This window comes from Pirellulaceae bacterium (genome assembly GCA_019636385.1).
In the GTDB taxonomy this organism is placed as follows: domain Bacteria; phylum Planctomycetota; class Planctomycetia; order Pirellulales; family Pirellulaceae; genus Aureliella.
The window spans coordinates 1029542-1046398 of the sequence record JAHBXT010000001.1 but is presented as its reverse complement, the minus strand read 5'-3'; the positions used below and the strand labels follow the sequence as shown (position 1 = coordinate 1046398).

Sequence of the window (16857 nt, the reverse complement as noted above, 5' to 3'; positions counted from 1 at the left end):
CGAGACTAATTCATTCACGTGAGCTGTTGTTTGATATACTGTCGGGGCCTAGTAGACTGAAGCTTCCAACAGATGGCGAATCGTTTCGCATTTTTTTGGCAATGCTGTAAGGTTGAAGACCAACCGAGAAGCCGAAATGGACAAGGGTTCGACCTGTCTCTCGATCAACAGAATGCGGTGAATGAACAAGCCAACCGAAAGTCCTACGCAACTGAGCGGTCCTAGGTCGCCACGTTACCTGATCGACTTTTCTCCGAAACGTAGCGCCCACTACTTCTCCGATGTGCTAATCATCGGAGGCGGCTTGGCTGGGCTGCGCGCCGCGCTGGCGGTTGATCCCCGTTTGGACACCTTGGTCGTTACCAAAGGGCAATTGCAGGAGAGCAACAGCAGTTATGCTCAGGGTGGCATCGCCAGCGTGTGGGATCCCGAAGACCGTTTCGAAGACCACGTGCAGGATACATTGGCGGCTGGTGGCAATTTTTGCGACAGTTCGGTTGTCGAAATGGTCGTCCGCGAAGCGCCTCGACACATTCATCAACTGATCCAATGGGGAACCCATTTCGACAATCAGGATGGTCAACTAATGCTCGGCCAAGAGGGAGGCCACAGCCGTCAACGCATTCTGCATGCCCTGGGCGATGCGACTGGTAAAGAGATCATGCGCGCGGTTATCAATCGAGCGCAGCAAGCACCCAACATTCGCATGTGGGAGGAGACCTTTACTATCGATCTGCTGGACGACGGCCGAAGTTGTTGTGGGGCAGTGGTTGCACGCGACGGCGGCAAACCAGCATTGGTGTGGGCGCGACAGGTCATCTTATGCACGGGCGGTTGCGGACAGGTCTATCGCGAAACGACCAATCCGCGCGTGGCAACAGGCGACGGACATGCGCTGGCGTATCGAGCCGGCGCACGCATACGAGACATGGAGTTTATGCAGTTTCATCCCACCGTGTTGTATATCGCTGGCAGCTCACGGACGCTGGTGACCGAGGCCATTCGCGGTGCTGGAGCACATTTGGTCGATTGCAATGAATTCCGCTTCATGCCTGATTACGATCCGCGGCTTGAATTGGCGCCGCGCGATGTCGTTAGCCAGGCCATCGTGTCTCAAATGGGTCTGACGCAACATCCCTGCGTGTACTTGTCACTGCGCCATTTGGACGCTGCCAAAATTCATCATGAATTCCCAGGCTTCACTGCGGTTTGCAAAAAATTCGGTCTAGAACCATGTCGCGATTTAATTCCAGTGCGCCCGGGAGCGCATTACATGGTGGGAGGTGTGCAGATCGACGAAGATGGCCGTAGTTCTCTACCCGGCCTTTGGGCCGCCGGAGAAGTGACCAGCTCAGGGCTTCACGGAGCCAATCGTCTGGCATCCAACAGTCTATTGGAGGGCTTGGTATTCGGAGCGCGGGCCGGCGAAGCGGCTAGCCAACTTGCGCTCAGTCAAGTCGACCAGCCGTTGATGCCCAAACTGCTGGCGGATCAACCTCAGCGGTCCCCAACCACACCGCAACTAGACACCACCGACATTCGAAATTCAGTACAGAGTCTGATGTGGCGCTGGGTTGGGGTGCAGCGGACCGAAAAGCGATTATGCGAAGCGCTGGACGAACTGCGCGGCTATTCGCGCTATGTCTTGCCACACCAGTTTGACAACACCGCCGGCTGGGAATTGCAGAATCTGCTGACCGTTGCCCTGCTGATGACCGAGGCGGCACTGGCTCGTCAAGAGTCGCGCGGCGTTCATTTCCGGACGGACTATCCTGAGATGGACACTCGGTGGCGGCGGCATTTGGTGTTTCAGAATCCAGGCGCGTAGCGGGGATTCGGCAGAGATTTTGAGGGGCATGCCCGAGACGTTGTCCGCGCAGCCAAAGGTGCGCGCCTGTTATTGTGTCCGCATAGGTTGAGAGGGTAGTTTCTTGGAAAGCATTGATCGCGTTCTGATTGTTGGTTGTGGTTGGGTCGGCCGACAAGTCGGCGCGCGTTTGGCTATGCACGGTCTGCACGTGGCGTTGACCGACAAGTCAGCTCAGGCTATCGCGGCAGCTCGACAATGGATGAGCCAATGCGACTTGAACCAGCAGCAGCCACTCAGGGCCATGGATGCTCATGCCAGCCGTGATGAAGCGCTCAGCGTGTCACGATCCTCGAGTGATCCGTTGCGCAGTTGGCTGCAGCGGATTACGCTCTTGCCAACCTTAACAGAATTGACTCAGCAGGAGCTGGCCGACTGGCAACCCGACTTGGCGCTAGAGTGCGTTCCCGAGCAGCTTTCGCTGAAGAAGCGAGTTCTGCGACAGCTGAGCCAGTTGTTGCCCGAGCGGTGCATCATCGCATCAAATACTTCGTACTTCGTCCCGTCAGTGTTGTCACAGTTTGTCAGCCAGCCAGCGCGTTACGCGCAACTCCATTTCCATGTGCCTGTCCTGCGACAGTCGGTAGCGGATATCGTCGGCTGTGATCAAACGCATCCACAAGTATTGCAGCGCATAGCAGAACTGGCTGGGCGCATCGATCAATACCCGCTGATCCTGCGCCGCGAGCATCCCGGCTACGTCTTCAACTGGCTGTTGCAGGCTGTGTTGAAGGCGTCGTTAGAGCTTGTGGCGCTGGATGTGGTCGATCCCGAAGATGTGGATCGCTCGTGGACGGCGGTCACCGGCATGTCGGTCGGGCCCTTTGGGATGATGGATCAGATCGGACTGGACGTTATCGACCAAGTGCTTAGCAACGCCCGCTGGGCCACGCCCCCCAGCGTAACCGATCAGCAATTGTTGCAGGTCTTGCGCCCGCTGCTGGAACAAGGCAAACTTGGTGCCAAATCCGGCGCCGGTTTTTATGATTACAAGGCGCGTGGCAAATGAAAATATGACTCGCCGACCTCTGCCTCGGTATCCAGAGTCTGGCTCGACATCCACCGACTGGCGACGATAGCTACATTGATGCCGCTCACCTGGGTAGCCTTTTGGGTGAGCTCTAGTTGCGATGCTTGAGAAATTCAATCAATTGCCCCATTTGTTCAATGGTGATCTGTTCTTCCAGTCCGTTGGGCATCAGCGATTGACCGCTGCTTTGAATCTGTTCGATTGACTGGCGATCGAGCGTGGTTTGTTTGCCGCCGGCTTCGGCAATGACGATTTGACTGCCCGTCTCCTGCACAATTAAGCCGGTGATAACGACGCCGTCGTCAGTCAAGATGTTGTAGGCAGCATATTTGGGATCTACCTCCTGACTGGGGTCCAAGATGGCTACTAACAATTGGTCAGGACTCTTGTCGCTGAGTTGTCTCAGTGGCGGCCCCACATCGTTGCCGATTTCTCCCAAGCGATGGCACTGCGCGCAGGCTCGTTGAAAGATGGCTTGCCCAGCCTCCAACCGCTCAGCTTGAGTTTGCCCACTGGCCGACTCCAGGCTGGCCAGCGCCGACTGGTAATGCTGGATCGTTCCGGCTCGATCGGTCACAACTTGAGTGAGAACTTTCGTCAGCCGCGCGACCAACACTTGGTCACGCTGCGCTAACAATTGCTGTCGCAGTTCGGGTGGAATTTGCGAGCGGGCGATCTGCTGTGATTCCAAAGCAGCGGCCAACACGGCCAATCGTTCGGGCCGCGCGCTCAGGGCACGCAGTGCAACCGACTGCAGCGCGGGTGTGAAGCTGCGAAACTGTTGTACCAGCTTCTCGCTTAGCTGAGGGTGATTGGCCCAACTGAGCGACTGAATCGTCATCGTCTGTTGGGCCTCGGTTGACGATTTCCGCAATAAAGCATCGAGCCACTTGGTTTGAACGGCCGTCGAGGTCAATCCCAGCAGCTCGATTGCATTGCCACTGGGTGAGCGTTGCAATGCCTGGTCGACGTGATCATCGATGGCGATTTGTGTTCCTGTCAAATCAAGTACCTGAGCAGCGCTAGCATGAGACGGTAATTCGGCCAGCGCTGACAACCATAGTCGGTGGCGGGGTGTATCGGCAGTCAACGAATGTTTGATGAAATCCAGCAAGTGCGGATTCTTCGGTACGCTGGCCACCCAGCCAGGTAGCAACAATCTTAGCCAATTGCGATACGTCGGATCGGGCATGTCCGCAGCTTTAGCCGACTGTAATAATTGCCACGAGTCCGGTCCAGCCGCCATTGCCAATGAGGCTTGAACCAGCGGTTGGGTGACGTGAGGCATGACAGCAGCCAAAATATCTTGACGGCCGCCAGAATCCAATTCTGTAGCCAGCTTGACCAGCGCCAATTGCACACGCGCATCGCTGCAGCGCTCAGCGATTTGCTGCGCGGACCGTGACACGGCTGCGGCATTGCCGGTTAATGCAATCATTTCGATCGCCTGTGCTTGCACTCGCGGATGAGGCTGCTGGATAGCTTGCCCAGCAAGGTCTGAGCCCCATTTTCCAAGACGCTCCAGCAACCACAGCGCGAGTAAGCGTGATTCGGCGCGCGGCGAATCGGCTGCACAGTCTCCTAGCCACCGACCAATACGTTCGTCCAAACGTTGCAGTTTGTGACGCTCGACGATTAACTGACTGGCCATCAGCCGTTGCCAAGCGATCTCCGACTGCAACCGCTCGACTAACCCTTGATCATTCAGGGCGGTCAAGTTTGGGTAAGGGGTGTGTGGAGTGGCCGCGTTGGTGATCCGCCAAATCCGCCCACGATCGCGACCGCTGGTCAGGTCCAAATGTTTCTTGATTACAGGCGGCAGGCTTTGGGGATGTTCGATTACCTCGCGGTACATGTCGGCGATGTACAAGGCTCCGTCGGGACCATCGCCTAATTGAACGGGCCGAAACCAGATGTCGCGCGAACGCAACAGTTCCGTTTGCTGGTCGATGCGCTGTGCGGTCCAGAATAAACCCTGATCTATCAGACGTTTGCGATGAACTAGGTTGCTGCCAACATCGCAAACCAGTGCGGTATCCATGCTGGCATCGATTCCGAAGCCGCGCTCGTGGTCCATGATCCAGGTTCCCGTCGCGCCGGTAAAATATCCTGCGGCTCGGCCTCCGCCTTCAACGATGCCTGGCACTTCACCGCTCATGCGCAGTCGCGTGCGGACGATTCGCCACGGCTCGACCGGACTGGCGCGATACACCTCAGCTTGTGGACCATCTTCGGCGATACTGCGTCGCACCGCCGGCATCGGTACCGTCATGCTGCGTCCCGTTAACCAGCTTTCCAAATCGATGATCTGTTGTAGGTGATCAGAATTGCTGGTTACAAACTTGTCTCCCCAACGATTGAAACTCATTCCGTGTTGTCCGCCACCCGATTCAGCTCGCAGCCTCTTGCTCAGCGGATCCAGAGCAAAGTCGCGGCGCCCCAGATCGACACGCTGGCCGCCGACAGGCGATTCCAGTTGAGCACCGGTGCTACTGGTAGCTCCGTGAATCCAGCCGTCTACGCCCCAGCGCAGACTATTGACCAGGCCCTGTACATTACTGCGGCCAAAGCCGGAGTACCAGACTTCGCTGTGGTCGGAAACGCCATTGCCATCGGTGTCGCGAAACCAAGTGATATTCGGCGGCTCGGCGACCAACACGCCATCCAGCCACGGCCAAATGGCTGTCGGCCAGCTCAAATTCTCCACAAACGTCGTACGCTGGTCCATGCGCCCGTCGCCGTCGCGATCGACCAACAGCGCGACGCGCCCCAGTCGCTCGCGTTCCTGTTCGCTGTAGTCGCGCATTTCGACAACCCACAACTGGCCGCGCCCGTCAAATGCAAACGCCACGGGATCGGTCACAAGCGGTTCGGCTGCCACCAGTTGTATTGAGAAGCCATCTGCCAGCTCGAATTGACCGATGGCCTCTGCGGGTGTCAGCGGTGCAATGCGCGGTAACTCTGACGAATAGTCAGGTTCAGGCGGTGGTTCATCTGCCCGGAGCAAACCCGGAGCCAACCACAGAATTGCCGTCAACAATGTTGCGACGTAGGATGGCAAGTTTGCAGAGTCAGAATTCATGAGGCGTACAACTGGCGGTTATAGCGTGAAAGGGACTAAGTTTATTGAGTGAGCGATCTCGCACCATCAATCACCTGTGGGATACTGGAACAATGCTGCGTTCTTCTAGCTCAGCGCAGTCCGTAGTATAACTAGTGGGACGTCGGTTCATATACACCGTAAGGCCAGCGGCATAATAGTGCCTACCGAGCCTCAAGCGCTGGGTGCATTGAGTTTCCGCCGTCTGGTGACGCTGGCTACCGTTATGTTCTTATTGGCAGTTCGCCTCAGAACTCTTATCCGCTGATGTTTCCTATATTTAGAGAGGCCCATTCGGTGCCCGCGACTGCATCCGTAATTCTGACATTGTTAAGCGGACTGGCTGGAGTTGGCTTGCTGTTGGCGCTACTACTGCATGTGCTGTGGTGGCGCAAATCGCAGCGACAGCTACGTCGAACGATCAACACGCTCAGTCATCGCGTGGCCGGCTTAGAGCAGTTCCTGGAACTGCAAGCGATTATCCCGCCAATGCGCATCTACCTGGAGACCAGTGACCAGCCTTGGCGGACCGCCGAAGAATTGTGTCAAGCCGTGGATGGTTGGCTGTTGCAACATGAATTCCAACCTGCCGGTAGGTTTGTGATCGAGGAACTGGGCAATGAACAGTTGAGCGCCTATCTGTCCTGCGACAAATTACTGGTGGCCGCTGTGCGATTGCCGCCTGATGCTATCCTGCCCTATGTCGAGTTTTGTTTCGACACTGGAGCGGGCGGACAGCGAGGTGGTGTTGGAAATCCACCCAGCGGTACCGTTGGACTGCCTATTGGCGCGATCGGTCAATTCTTTGAAGCAACCTTGGCCGGTGATTTGCGGTTGTTGGAGCAGATGTATGAAGCTGCTCGCCAATTGCTGCAGCAACATCAACCGCGCCCCGTCGAGCCTGAAAACATCGCTCACTTTTTCGAGGAAGCTCACGAACTGGAAATGTCCTGGCGCGTTACATCGGGTGGGCTGACGCGACAGGAAATCGACGATGTACTGCGGCGCCAGGGAGTTCAGGCAACGCCTGGGCAAGTGGCTCTGCTGCAGCGCCAATGGCAAGTGGCCATTGAGGACTATCTATTGGAATTCTCGGCGCGCGGCAGAGATCGCCAGGCAACGGGAGGCCAGATGATGGTGGTGCACGACGGCAGCCTGGCCGGGTATCTCAAGAGTCGCTTGCGACAGATGCTCGTTCAAGTTTCCGCCGATAGTCGCGAAGTTGAACTGTTGTGCACCGAATTGGATCAGATTCTCAGTCGCTTCAGCCCGCGTGATGCCGTGGCTCGCTTTCGACCCTTGCTGCCTACAGCACTACGGTTTGACCTGGTAGACCATATCAATCATCCGGTTCGAGCCGACGTGTACGCGCTGCGAGGCTAGTCCGCTGGCTTGAAAACGTGCGTGGCGTGGGTTTGCGAGTTGCCACGGCCCGATTACAGTGGACGGATTCCACTGGCCGCGTTTGTCCACAGAAAGTCGAGCTACATGGCAAGTTTGAAGGAAATGTCAGAGTCGATCTTGGCTCAGCAACAGGTTCTGTTGCAGGGAGGCGGCCCAGCCGGCCAACAGCGACAGCGCAAGTTGGGCCGCTTGCCGGTCCGCGAGCGCTTGGAAGTCTTGCTAGATGCCGATCGACCGTTCCTGGAACTGGGCCTGTGGGCCGCTTATCAGATGTATCCCGAATGGGGTGATGTGCCGGCGGCGGGCATCATCAGCGGTATCGGCTGGATCAGCGGTCAGGCATGCTTGATCGCTGCCAACGATGCTTCGGTCAAAGCCGGCGCGATGTTTCCTCAATCGGTCAAGAAGATGATCCGCGCCCAGAAGGTCGCGCATCGCCTGCGACTGCCGGCCATCTACCTGATGGATTCGGCCGGTGCTTTCCTGCCTCTGCAGGATGAAGTGTTTCCGGACGAAGACGATTTCGGCAGAATCTTCCGGCACAATTCGGTGCTGTCGGCCGAAGGTATCCCGCAGATTGCGGCGGTCATGGGGAATTGCATTGCCGGAGGTGCCTATCTGCCGGTGCTGTGCGACAAGATCGTGATGACCGAGGGTAGCCAACTGTGCTTGGCCGGTGCGGCACTGGTCAAGGCGGCCATCGGTCAGACGGCCGACCCCGAAGAACTAGGCGGCGCTGCCATGCACTCGCACATCAGCGGAACCGTCGATTTTCATGAGCCCGACGATAAGGCTTGTCTGCGCCGCATCCGCGAATTGGTGGCCCTGCTGCCGGCACGCGCCGCTGGAAGCGCTGGGCCAGCACCGGCGCGACCGGAAAGCGATCTCTATAAAATCGTGCCCGGCGACGGTGTTGGTGAGTACGATGTGCGGGATCTGTTGCAGTGTGTGATCGATGCCGATAGTCTGGCCGAATTTCGTCCAGACTATGGTGCCAGCCTGGTTACCGCCTATGCACGCATCAACGGACATCCCGTCGGTATCGTCGCCAATCAACGACAGCGTACCAAATCCGCCAAGGGAGAAATTCAAATCGGTGGCGTGATGTACGCTGATGCTTCGGAAAAAGGTGCGCGCTTCGTTTTCGATTGCGATCAAAACCGTGTGCCACTGATTTTCATTCAAGACGTACAAGGTTTTATGGTCGGTAAACAATCCGAGCAATCCGGTATCATTCGTTCGGGAGCCTTGTTGGTGCGGGCGATGAGTATTGCCAGCGTGCCCAAGTTTACCGTGGTTGTGGGCAGTTCGTATGGTGCTGGCAATTATGCGATGTGTGGTCGCGCTTACGATCCGGCCGTGATCCTGGCTTGGCCCAACGCGCGCATGGCCGTCATGGGCGGTAATCAAGCTGCCGACACGCTGCTGACACTCAAGATTCGCGACGCCGAAAAGAATGGTCAGCCGCTTTCCCCGGAACAGATCAACGACATGCGCGACAATGTGCGACAAATGTATCAATCGAAAACCGAGATTCGCTACGGTGCCGCGCGCGGTTGGGTCGATGCCATTATCCAGCCCGATCAGACACGTATGTGGTTAGGTTCACTACTGTCGGTCGTCACGCCTGAATTACTTCAACGAGCCCGCACACAAGCGAGGGAAGTGTGAATCAAGTAGTGCGGATTGGAAACGCGCAAGCCTTTTGGGGTGATTCGTCGTCTGCGGCAGCACAGTTGCTATCGCAGTGTCCGGACCTGGACTATCTGACGATGGACTATCTGGCCGAAGTGTCGATGTCGATCTTGGCGGTGCAGCGCGACAGACGCCCCGAGCTGGGCTATCCCCTTGATTTTGTCAAAGTTGTCCAGTCGTTGGCCGACTATTGGGCCAGCGGAGGACGCTGCCGGTTGATCGCAAATTCCGGCGGACTCAACCCGCTGGCCTGTGCCCTAGCCTGCCAGCAGGCACTTGAGCAGCGTGGATGCCGTGAGCTGAAGATAGCAGTGGTCTCTGGAGACGATGTACTCATGACGCTGAAGGCTGATCCTGGAACTTCAATTCACCTCAAAAACTTGGATGACGGTCGTCCTCTGTCAGAAGTTCAGCCACAATTGGTCACGGCCAACGCCTATGTGGGTTGCGAAGGTATGGTACGGGCACTGCAAGCCGGCGCGGACATTGTGATCACCGGGCGCGTGGCTGATCCATCAATGGTTTTGGCGGCTTGCGTTCATGCCTTTAATTGGTCGCTGGATGATTGGCCGCGACTGGCGCAAGGCACCGTGGCTGGACATCTGCTGGAGTGTGGTACCCACGTTACCGGAGGAATTTCTACCGATTGGCTACAGATGCCGGACCTGGCGCATATTGGCTTTCCCATCGTCGAAATCGACGCCAGCGGTCGGATCGTGGTCACGAAACCCACTGGCACAGGTGGGCGCGTAACCCCGCAGACCGTCAAGGAACAACTGGTCTATGAAATTGGCGACCCAGCCGAGTATCTCAGCCCTGACGTTCGAGTCTCGTTCACCGACCTGCAGGTTAGACAGATTGCCCAGGACCGTGTCGAAGTGATCGGTGCCATTGGCTCGCCGCGCCCAGAAACGCTCAAAGTCAGTGCGACCTATCGCGACGGATATCGCGCGGCCGGGATGCTGACGATCTACGGGCATCGCTCGCAAGAAAAGGCGCGACTCAGCGGCCAAATCGTGTTGCAGCGTCTGGCCGATGCCGGCTGGCAATATCGAGATACGATGATTGAGTGCTTGGGACACGCTGCCAGCGTTCCGGTCCCCGATGCACGTTTGAACTCACAGTCGGAATACGAAACCGTGATGCGCGTCGCCGTGCAGTCCGATTCGCAAGCGGCTGTCGAGGCGTTTTCTCAAGAGCTGATGCCGCTGGTGACTGCCGGGGCACAAGGCACAACGGGTTACGCAGAAGGTCGTCCGCGGGTGCATCCCATCTTCCGCTACTGGCCCTGCTTGATTCGAGCCCAGGAGGTTCCGGTCGAGGTCCAATATCTCACGACCAGCGATACGCTGGCCAATCGTCAATCCGAATGTCATTGGCCGCCTGTCGCGCCAGTATCCCCACCTATTACCAGCTCGATATCACCTGCGGCTGTCGGTGCTTCGACTGGCCCCACCGTCCGCCGGCTGATCGACATCGCCTATGGCCGTAGCGGTGACAAGGGCACGTCAGCCAATATTGGTATCTTAGTGCGCGATCCAGGCGATTATCCCTGGCTGTGCCAACAACTAACGGTGGAGCGCGTTGGTAATTATTTCCGCGAGCTGACTGTTGAAAACGTAACTCGCTACGAACTGCCGAACTTGGGCGGACTGAATTTTCTACTTAGTGGCGTCTTGCGTCGCGGGCTGCGCAATGATGCTCAAGGCAAGGCCCTGGCTCAAGCCCTGCTGGCCATGCCGCTTGAATTGTTGGAACAGGGCGGCGCCCAGCCACCATCGCAGACTACTTAACGGCAGGCGCTGCGGCCAGCTGGTAATAACCACAATCCACAAGTCGCTGTCGCCAGACGGTGAAAATCCGGTTCGCGAAATGGCCAGAGTGACGGTGGCTGTAACTATGCCGCTCGTTAACTAAGATTCCCTCATGCGATTCACAATGATTCATCGCCGCAATTTTCTAGCAGGTGCCACATGGGCGGGGTCGGCGTTTTGTCTGGCCGGGCGCGGTTGCGGCGAGGATGTGAGAGATATGTACGCCTCGGCGCGCAAGGTCGCTTCGGGTGCGCGAGGCTGTGTGGCTACGTCGCATCCGTTGGCCACGCGGGCCGCTATGGAGCGACTCCAGCAAGGCGGTAATGCCATCGACGCAGCCGTAGCAGCTTCACTGATGTTGTCGGTTGTCGATGGACATAACTCTGGAATTGGTGGCGGCGGACTAGCCCTGCTTCGCTTGGCGGATGGCCAAGTTTTGGCACTGGACGGCCGTGAAACGGCACCCCGGCGCAGTCTGCCGGATCACTATCGAGGCTCGGACGGTAAACCCGACTCGCAGCTCAGTCAGCATGGTCCGTTAGCGGTGGCTGTTCCCGGATTGTTGGCGTTGCTTGAACAGATCAGTCGACAGCACGGTGTCCAAGGCTGGCAAGACAGTTTGCTGTCGGCCGCTCAGGTGGCTGAGAGTGGCTACCTGATTTCCGATTATTTCGCCAACGTCTTGAAAACTTCGGCTCCAGCGCTGCGCAGGTTTCCGGCATCGGCTGGCGTGCTGCTGGACCCTGGCGGTCAGCCGTGGCGTGCTGGCGACGTTCTGCGACAACCCGACCTGGCGCGATCGCTGCGCAAGATCGCCGATGAAGGGGGCGAGTGGTTTTATCGGGGAGAATTTGCCGATCGGCTCCAGGCGTACATGATCGCCCACAACGGCTGGATGCGCGCGGACGATCTGGCGGAGTACCGAGTGCTGCACCGCGCGCCGATTCGCAGCGGATATCGAGGTCGGCAAGTGGTTGGTTTTCCGCCGCCCAGCTCAGGTGGAATTCATATTGCTCAAATGCTGGGCATGTTGGAACCGCTAGATGTAGCCGCAGCCTTCGGGCAATCGGAAGCGGCAGGCTTGCATCTGCTGTTAGAAGTCATGAAGCGCGCGCTGGCCGATCGCGCTTACTGGTTGGGCGATGCCGATTTCACCAAAGTGCCAACGGGGCTGCTGGACGTGGATTATCTACGGCAGCGAGCAGCCGATATTGACCCTGAGCGGGCGACCGTAGTCACCAGCCACGGCCAACCGCCTCGCGCCGACCAAGATGTATTGGGTCGTGGCGGACATACGACACATTTAACGGTTGCAGATGCTCAAGGCAACGCGGTAGCGCTGACGCAAACGGTCAACACCAGTTTCGGTTCGAAGATCATTCTGCCAGGAACCGGCATTGTGCTGAACAATCAGATGGACGATTTCAGCTTAGCCGCAGGGGTTCGAAACGCTTTTGGTTTGTTGGGGTCCAAAGCCAACGAGATTGTGGCTGGCAAACGCCCGCTGTCGAGCATGAGTCCGACCATCGTATTGGATCAGCACGACAGATTGTTGTTCACGGGTGGTGCAGCCGGTGGTCCGAGAATCATCACGGCGGTGCTGCAGGCTCTGGTGCGGACAATCGACTTGGGCAACAGTGTTGATCAGGCGCTCGGTTCAGCCCGCGTGCATCACCAGTGGTCGCCCGATCAAGCGTGGGTCGAGCAGGCGATGCCCGCCAGCGTCGTTAGCCAGTTGCAACAGTTTGGCCATGAAATTCAGCGTACCGACACTCTGGCAGTCGCTCAAGCAATTCAGTTTGAACAGTCACAGATGCGGGCCGCTTCCGATCCTCGCGTCCCCAGCGCCGCCGATGCTTGGTAGCGGAAACCAGACCGGGCTACATGCATCATAGCGATCCAAGCAACTACCACAGCCACCAATGGCCGGTCTGGAGCACGTACATCGCCAACAAAAAATTGCTGACGCTGTGGGCCACGATGCACTGCCACAAGTCACGCTTCCAATACAACAAGCCGTTGATCAGCAGACAATAGCTAGCGGCTGCAAACCATTCTGGGTGCGCCAGAGTGAACAATGCCGTGACAATACCGCAACTGGCCCAGGTGAACGTGCCTAACGGCACGTCCTGCCATTCCGGATCAATCGTCCAGCGCAATAAAAACCCGCGCCAAAACAGCTCTTCCACAAGCGGGACGATTACGGCAATTCCCAGCAGTCGGACCGCTAAGAATCCGGCACGCGCCCAGGGATCAGCAATTTTTTCCAGCGGATTAAAACTTACTCGCTCACCCACTTGCAACCACTCGGGAAAGCCGGCCGTCAATTGTTTTTCCAAGTGTAAGTGGCTAAGTAGAATCCACCAAGCAATTCCCAGTGTGCCGACCAGCACTCCCCAAAAAATGCGCGGGTGGATCGTAAAAAGTGTGCTTCGAGCCGGACGAGGCAACAACCACCACAGCGTCAGAGCTGAGGCGGCCGCGACTACAGCGTAACCGAACGGGTACGACTGCGTACTTAATTTGCTTAACATCGCGCTGCCCACCAGGTAGACCACGAACGGGAGCGTACAAGCCTGAGTAAGGCCAGCGAATCGGTTGTGCATCAAGAGTTCCAGCTACGAGATCGATGATGGGTGCAGGCAGAGATTCAATTGCAGAGCTACCCGTGATGCACAACGAACCTCAGCGCGATTGTTCGGTGGGGTTCACAGGCGACGGTTGGCGATTAGCCACCAGTCGCTCGATAACCACGCCCAACAACACGGCCAGAAGGAACATAACCAACAGTCCCGCAATCCACAAGGCTTTACGAGTCGGCTCGACGGGCAACGGTCCGGCAGGGGCTGAGTTGGCTGTGGTTGATGCGGGTCGCGATGGCGCATGGGCGGTAGACCGAGCGGGTGCTGCCGTCCGCGATTTCTGGACGGGTTGGCTGGCTGGCGATCGCCCCGGAGATGCTGAGCCGGCGCCGCCCGGCTTGGGTCCACGCGGCTTCATCTCGGCTTGCAAGTCAATGCGGCTACTACTGCCGCTGGATGAAGCACTGGCCAGACGTACGAGCACCCCGCTGTCGCTGGCCGAAAGATTGGTGATCCCACTGCCTGAACGACCAGGCAAGGTTTCTGCGCCACGATTGTTCATCGTGTCTGACAAGCTGGAGCCCAAGCCGCTACTTGAGGACCCCAGACCACTACGGCTGGTACTTGAGTCGCCGGTGCGCGATCCCAAATCGCTGATTCGCGCCCCCAGTTGGCTCAGCCCAGAAGTGTTGCGCGAGGCGCTGTCGCCAGCCACCGTAGCGGTTCGAGCGCTGTTCGGAACGCTAGAAGCGCGATAACTGGCCAGCCAAGCTTCCAGAACCTCAGCCGTCTGCTGCGCGGTGGTGTAGCGAAACATTGGGTCTTTTTGCAGCAGTTTCCAGCAAATGCCTTCCAATTCACCGGGACATTCCGGTCGCAGTTTGCGAATCTCTTTAGGCATTTCCCGTTGATGTTTGGCGATTCGCTGAGCGATCGATCCAGATGGAAATGGGGGGCTGCCGGTTAGTAGATAGTACATAGTGCAGCCCAACGCGTACAAATCGGCGCGATGATCGACACCGTGGCTGTTGAGCGCTTGTTCCGGAGCCAGATAGTCAGCAGTCCCCAAGACTTTATCGCTGTGGTCGATGGTCAGCGATGCCTGTGACTCGTCCGCAAACAAAGCCAATCCCAAATCCAGTAGCTTGATGCGACCATCTTTCCGCAGCAGTAGGTTGGCGGGTTTGACGTCGCGGTGAATCAGTCCTACTTCGTGAGCATGCTGCAGGCCGTGAGCCGCCTGGGCCACATAGTCGGCCACTTGGTCAAAAGGCAGTGGTCCCTTCTTCTTGACCAGATTCTGTAGGTCGATACCGTCCACATATTCCATGACGATGAAGTGAATATCGCCATCGTTGTCGATGTCGAAAGCCCGAACAATGTTGGGGTGATTCAGCGAAGCGATGGCTTTAGCCTCTTGTTGAAAGCGCGCCAGATATGAAGACTTTCCCATCTTGCTGGGTGGCAGCACTTTGATGGCCCGCAAGTCATTCATCTTGGTGTGTTCGGCCAGATACACACTGCTCATCCCACCACTGCCGATGTGGCCCAGCAGCTTGTACTTGCCCAAAAAGAAGCCTTTGTACTTGCCGACGATCAACTTCTCGGCGTGCCAGCGCGTGATCACCTTTTCGCGCTGCAAGGCTTTCGCTAATTCAATGACATCGGTGGGCAACTGTCCATCATGCGCGCTACGGATGCGCTCCAGTGCCGCCTCCAGTCGGGCGGGCTCGGCCAACTGGCTCTTAGTCACCAACTCGATCAGTCTGTCCGCACTGACGGTTGCCATGCTCATGTCCTGCGGCTACCGTAAACGGGAAATGTCCATAAAGAATTGTCGCTACCGATTGCCAGAAAGGAAATTGCAGATACGACAGTGTAGCGAAAATTCCGGCGACTGCCGCCCACCGATCACGCACGTTTATTGTAATCGACTATGCTGCCCACCGCTGCCTAATTTCACGGAAACCGCCTGTCCCATTGAAAGGCGACCATCTAGCCTGGATGCTGTCGCTGTGGTCGGCACAAATCGACGTCTTTCAGTAGCCGTTTTCCCAGGCATTGTACACTTTTGATGACTGTTGTGATGACTTCAATGAACCGCGCTGAAGCACTGATCGTAGGAGGCGGCGCGATCGGCTTGTCGCTGGCATGGGAATTGGCACGGCGGCTGCGCCCGGTCAGTGTGATCCAGCCGGAGCAGGAGCGACCAGCAGCTTCCTGGGCCGGAGCGGGCATTCTGCCCCCAGCGGCCAACTGTGCCGTAGTGGACCCCTACGAGCAGCTGAAGTCACTCAGCCACCGGTTACATGGCCAGTGGGCCCAGCGCCTGCTTGAAGAGACTGGCGTCGATACCGGTTTCCGTCGTTGCGGCGGAGTTTACTTGGCAACCAGCCGCGCGGAAGTAGCCACCCTCACAGCCCAGGAGTATTGGTGGGAGCAATACAGTATTGAGTATCAACGCCTGACAACAGCGGAGCTATTGAAGCTCGAACCGCAGTTGTCATCCTATGGCCGCTCTCCCATCTTTCAAAGCTGGTTGTTGCCAGGGGAATGCCAGTTGCGCAACCCGCGGCATTTGAAGGCACTGCGAATCGCCTGCCAGAATCTAGGCGTTAACTTCCTGTCAGCCAATATTGCGGAGATTCGAGTGGACGCGGCAGGGCAAGCTGAGCTGAAAAGTACGCAGGGTGACAAGTTCACTGCCGATCGCATCTGCCTGTGCACGGGAGCATGGGCGCGGCAGATGCTCGAACAGTTGAATTTGCCCAACGGCATTCTGCCCGTCCGTGGACAGATGGTGTTGTACAACTCGCAGCGTCCTATCTTAAGCCGAATTGTCAACGAGGGACATCGTTACTTGGTTCCCCGCGACGACGGGCACTTGTTGGCCGGCAGCGTTGAAGAGGAAGTGGGCTATGTGATTGAAACAACTCCCGAAGCGCTTGAACAGATTCAGAATTGGGCATGCTCGGTATTACCTCAGCTCAACCATGCCCAAGTCGTCTCAACATGGGCGGGGCTGCGTCCGGGATCATTCGATGGATTGCCTTACTTGGGTGCCGTTCCTGGTACCAGGAATCTGTACTGTGCCGCCGGCCACTTTCGCAGCGGATTGCATCTGGCCTGTGGCACAGCCCAGGTTATGGCCAACCTGATGCTGGGCACCGGCAACCAAATCGACTTGTCGCCATTCAGGGTTGGCCGCGGTTAGTCTTTACGGCATCCATAACCCGCTTAGCCACCTGGCCCAAGAAGCCCCGCCAATTACAGAAACCGCGCGATGCGAAACCCGCGCGGTTCCACGAAAATCCCAATTAGACAGGCGCTTAAAACGATGCAGTTTCAAGAATAATGCCAAATCT

10 protein-coding genes are annotated in these 16857 nt (G+C 57.3%); 7 read left to right on the top strand and 3 right to left on the bottom strand.

Annotation, left to right across the window (positions count from 1 at the left end; genetic code table 11):
* Nucleotides 1-181 precede the first annotated feature (181 nt).
* Entirely contained in the window at nt 182-1828 is a 1647-nt protein-coding gene (gene nadB, locus KF752_04040; GenBank protein ID MBX3420707.1) for an L-aspartate oxidase, read from the top strand.
* A 103-nt stretch (nt 1829-1931) separates the two neighbouring features.
* On the top strand, nt 1932-2876 hold the full coding sequence (locus KF752_04035) for a hypothetical protein (GenBank protein ID MBX3420706.1): 945 nt from the start codon (nt 1932-1934) through the stop codon (nt 2874-2876).
* A 112-nt stretch (nt 2877-2988) separates the two neighbouring features.
* Here KF752_04035 and KF752_04030 read toward each other — a convergent pair whose 3' ends face one another.
* Complete coding sequence (locus KF752_04030; GenBank protein MBX3420705.1) at nt 2989-5979, bottom strand: c-type cytochrome; 2991 nt, start codon at nt 5977-5979, stop codon at nt 2989-2991.
* Between the two features lie 315 nt (nt 5980-6294).
* On the opposite strand from KF752_04030, the gene KF752_04025 reads away from it, so the two are divergent.
* The 4 genes from KF752_04025 to ggt all read left to right on the top strand — a co-directional run bounded on the left by KF752_04025 (nt 6295) and on the right by ggt (nt 12774).
* Nucleotides 6295-7380 carry a hypothetical protein gene (locus KF752_04025; GenBank protein ID MBX3420704.1) on the top strand — a complete coding sequence of 362 codons (1086 nt, stop codon included), beginning with the start codon at nt 6295-6297 and terminating at the stop codon, nt 7378-7380.
* 105 nt (nt 7381-7485) lie between these two features.
* On the top strand, nt 7486-9072 hold the full coding sequence (locus tag KF752_04020) for an acyl-CoA carboxylase subunit beta (GenBank protein ID MBX3420703.1): 1587 nt from the start codon (nt 7486-7488) through the stop codon (nt 9070-9072).
* On the top strand, nt 9069-10889 hold the full coding sequence (locus tag KF752_04015) for a DUF1446 domain-containing protein (protein MBX3420702.1): 1821 nt from the start codon (nt 9069-9071) through the stop codon (nt 10887-10889). The genes KF752_04020 and KF752_04015 overlap by 4 nt, the downstream gene beginning before the upstream one ends.
* Before the next feature lie 133 nt (nt 10890-11022).
* On the top strand, nt 11023-12774 hold the full coding sequence (gene ggt / locus KF752_04010; protein MBX3420701.1) for a gamma-glutamyltransferase: 1752 nt from the start codon (nt 11023-11025) through the stop codon (nt 12772-12774).
* A 43-nt stretch (nt 12775-12817) separates the two neighbouring features.
* On the opposite strand, the gene KF752_04005 is transcribed toward ggt, so the two are convergent.
* Both KF752_04005 and KF752_04000 read right to left on the bottom strand, forming a co-directional pair.
* The gene (locus KF752_04005) at nt 12818-13516 is read right to left on the bottom strand and encodes a CAAX prenyl protease-related protein (GenBank protein MBX3420700.1); all 699 of its coding nucleotides are present in this window, start codon (nt 13514-13516) and stop codon (nt 12818-12820) included.
* 79 nt (nt 13517-13595) lie between these two features.
* Nucleotides 13596-15281 (bottom strand): protein kinase, encoded by a 1686-nt coding sequence (locus KF752_04000; protein MBX3420699.1) that lies wholly within the window; start codon nt 15279-15281, stop codon nt 13596-13598.
* Between the two features lie 297 nt (nt 15282-15578).
* Here KF752_04000 and thiO point away from each other — a divergent pair, with 297 nt between their 5' ends.
* Nucleotides 15579-16706 carry a glycine oxidase ThiO gene (gene thiO, locus KF752_03995; protein MBX3420698.1) on the top strand — a complete coding sequence of 376 codons (1128 nt, stop codon included), beginning with the start codon at nt 15579-15581 and terminating at the stop codon, nt 16704-16706.
* The last annotated feature ends 151 nt before the right edge of the window (nt 16707-16857 follow it).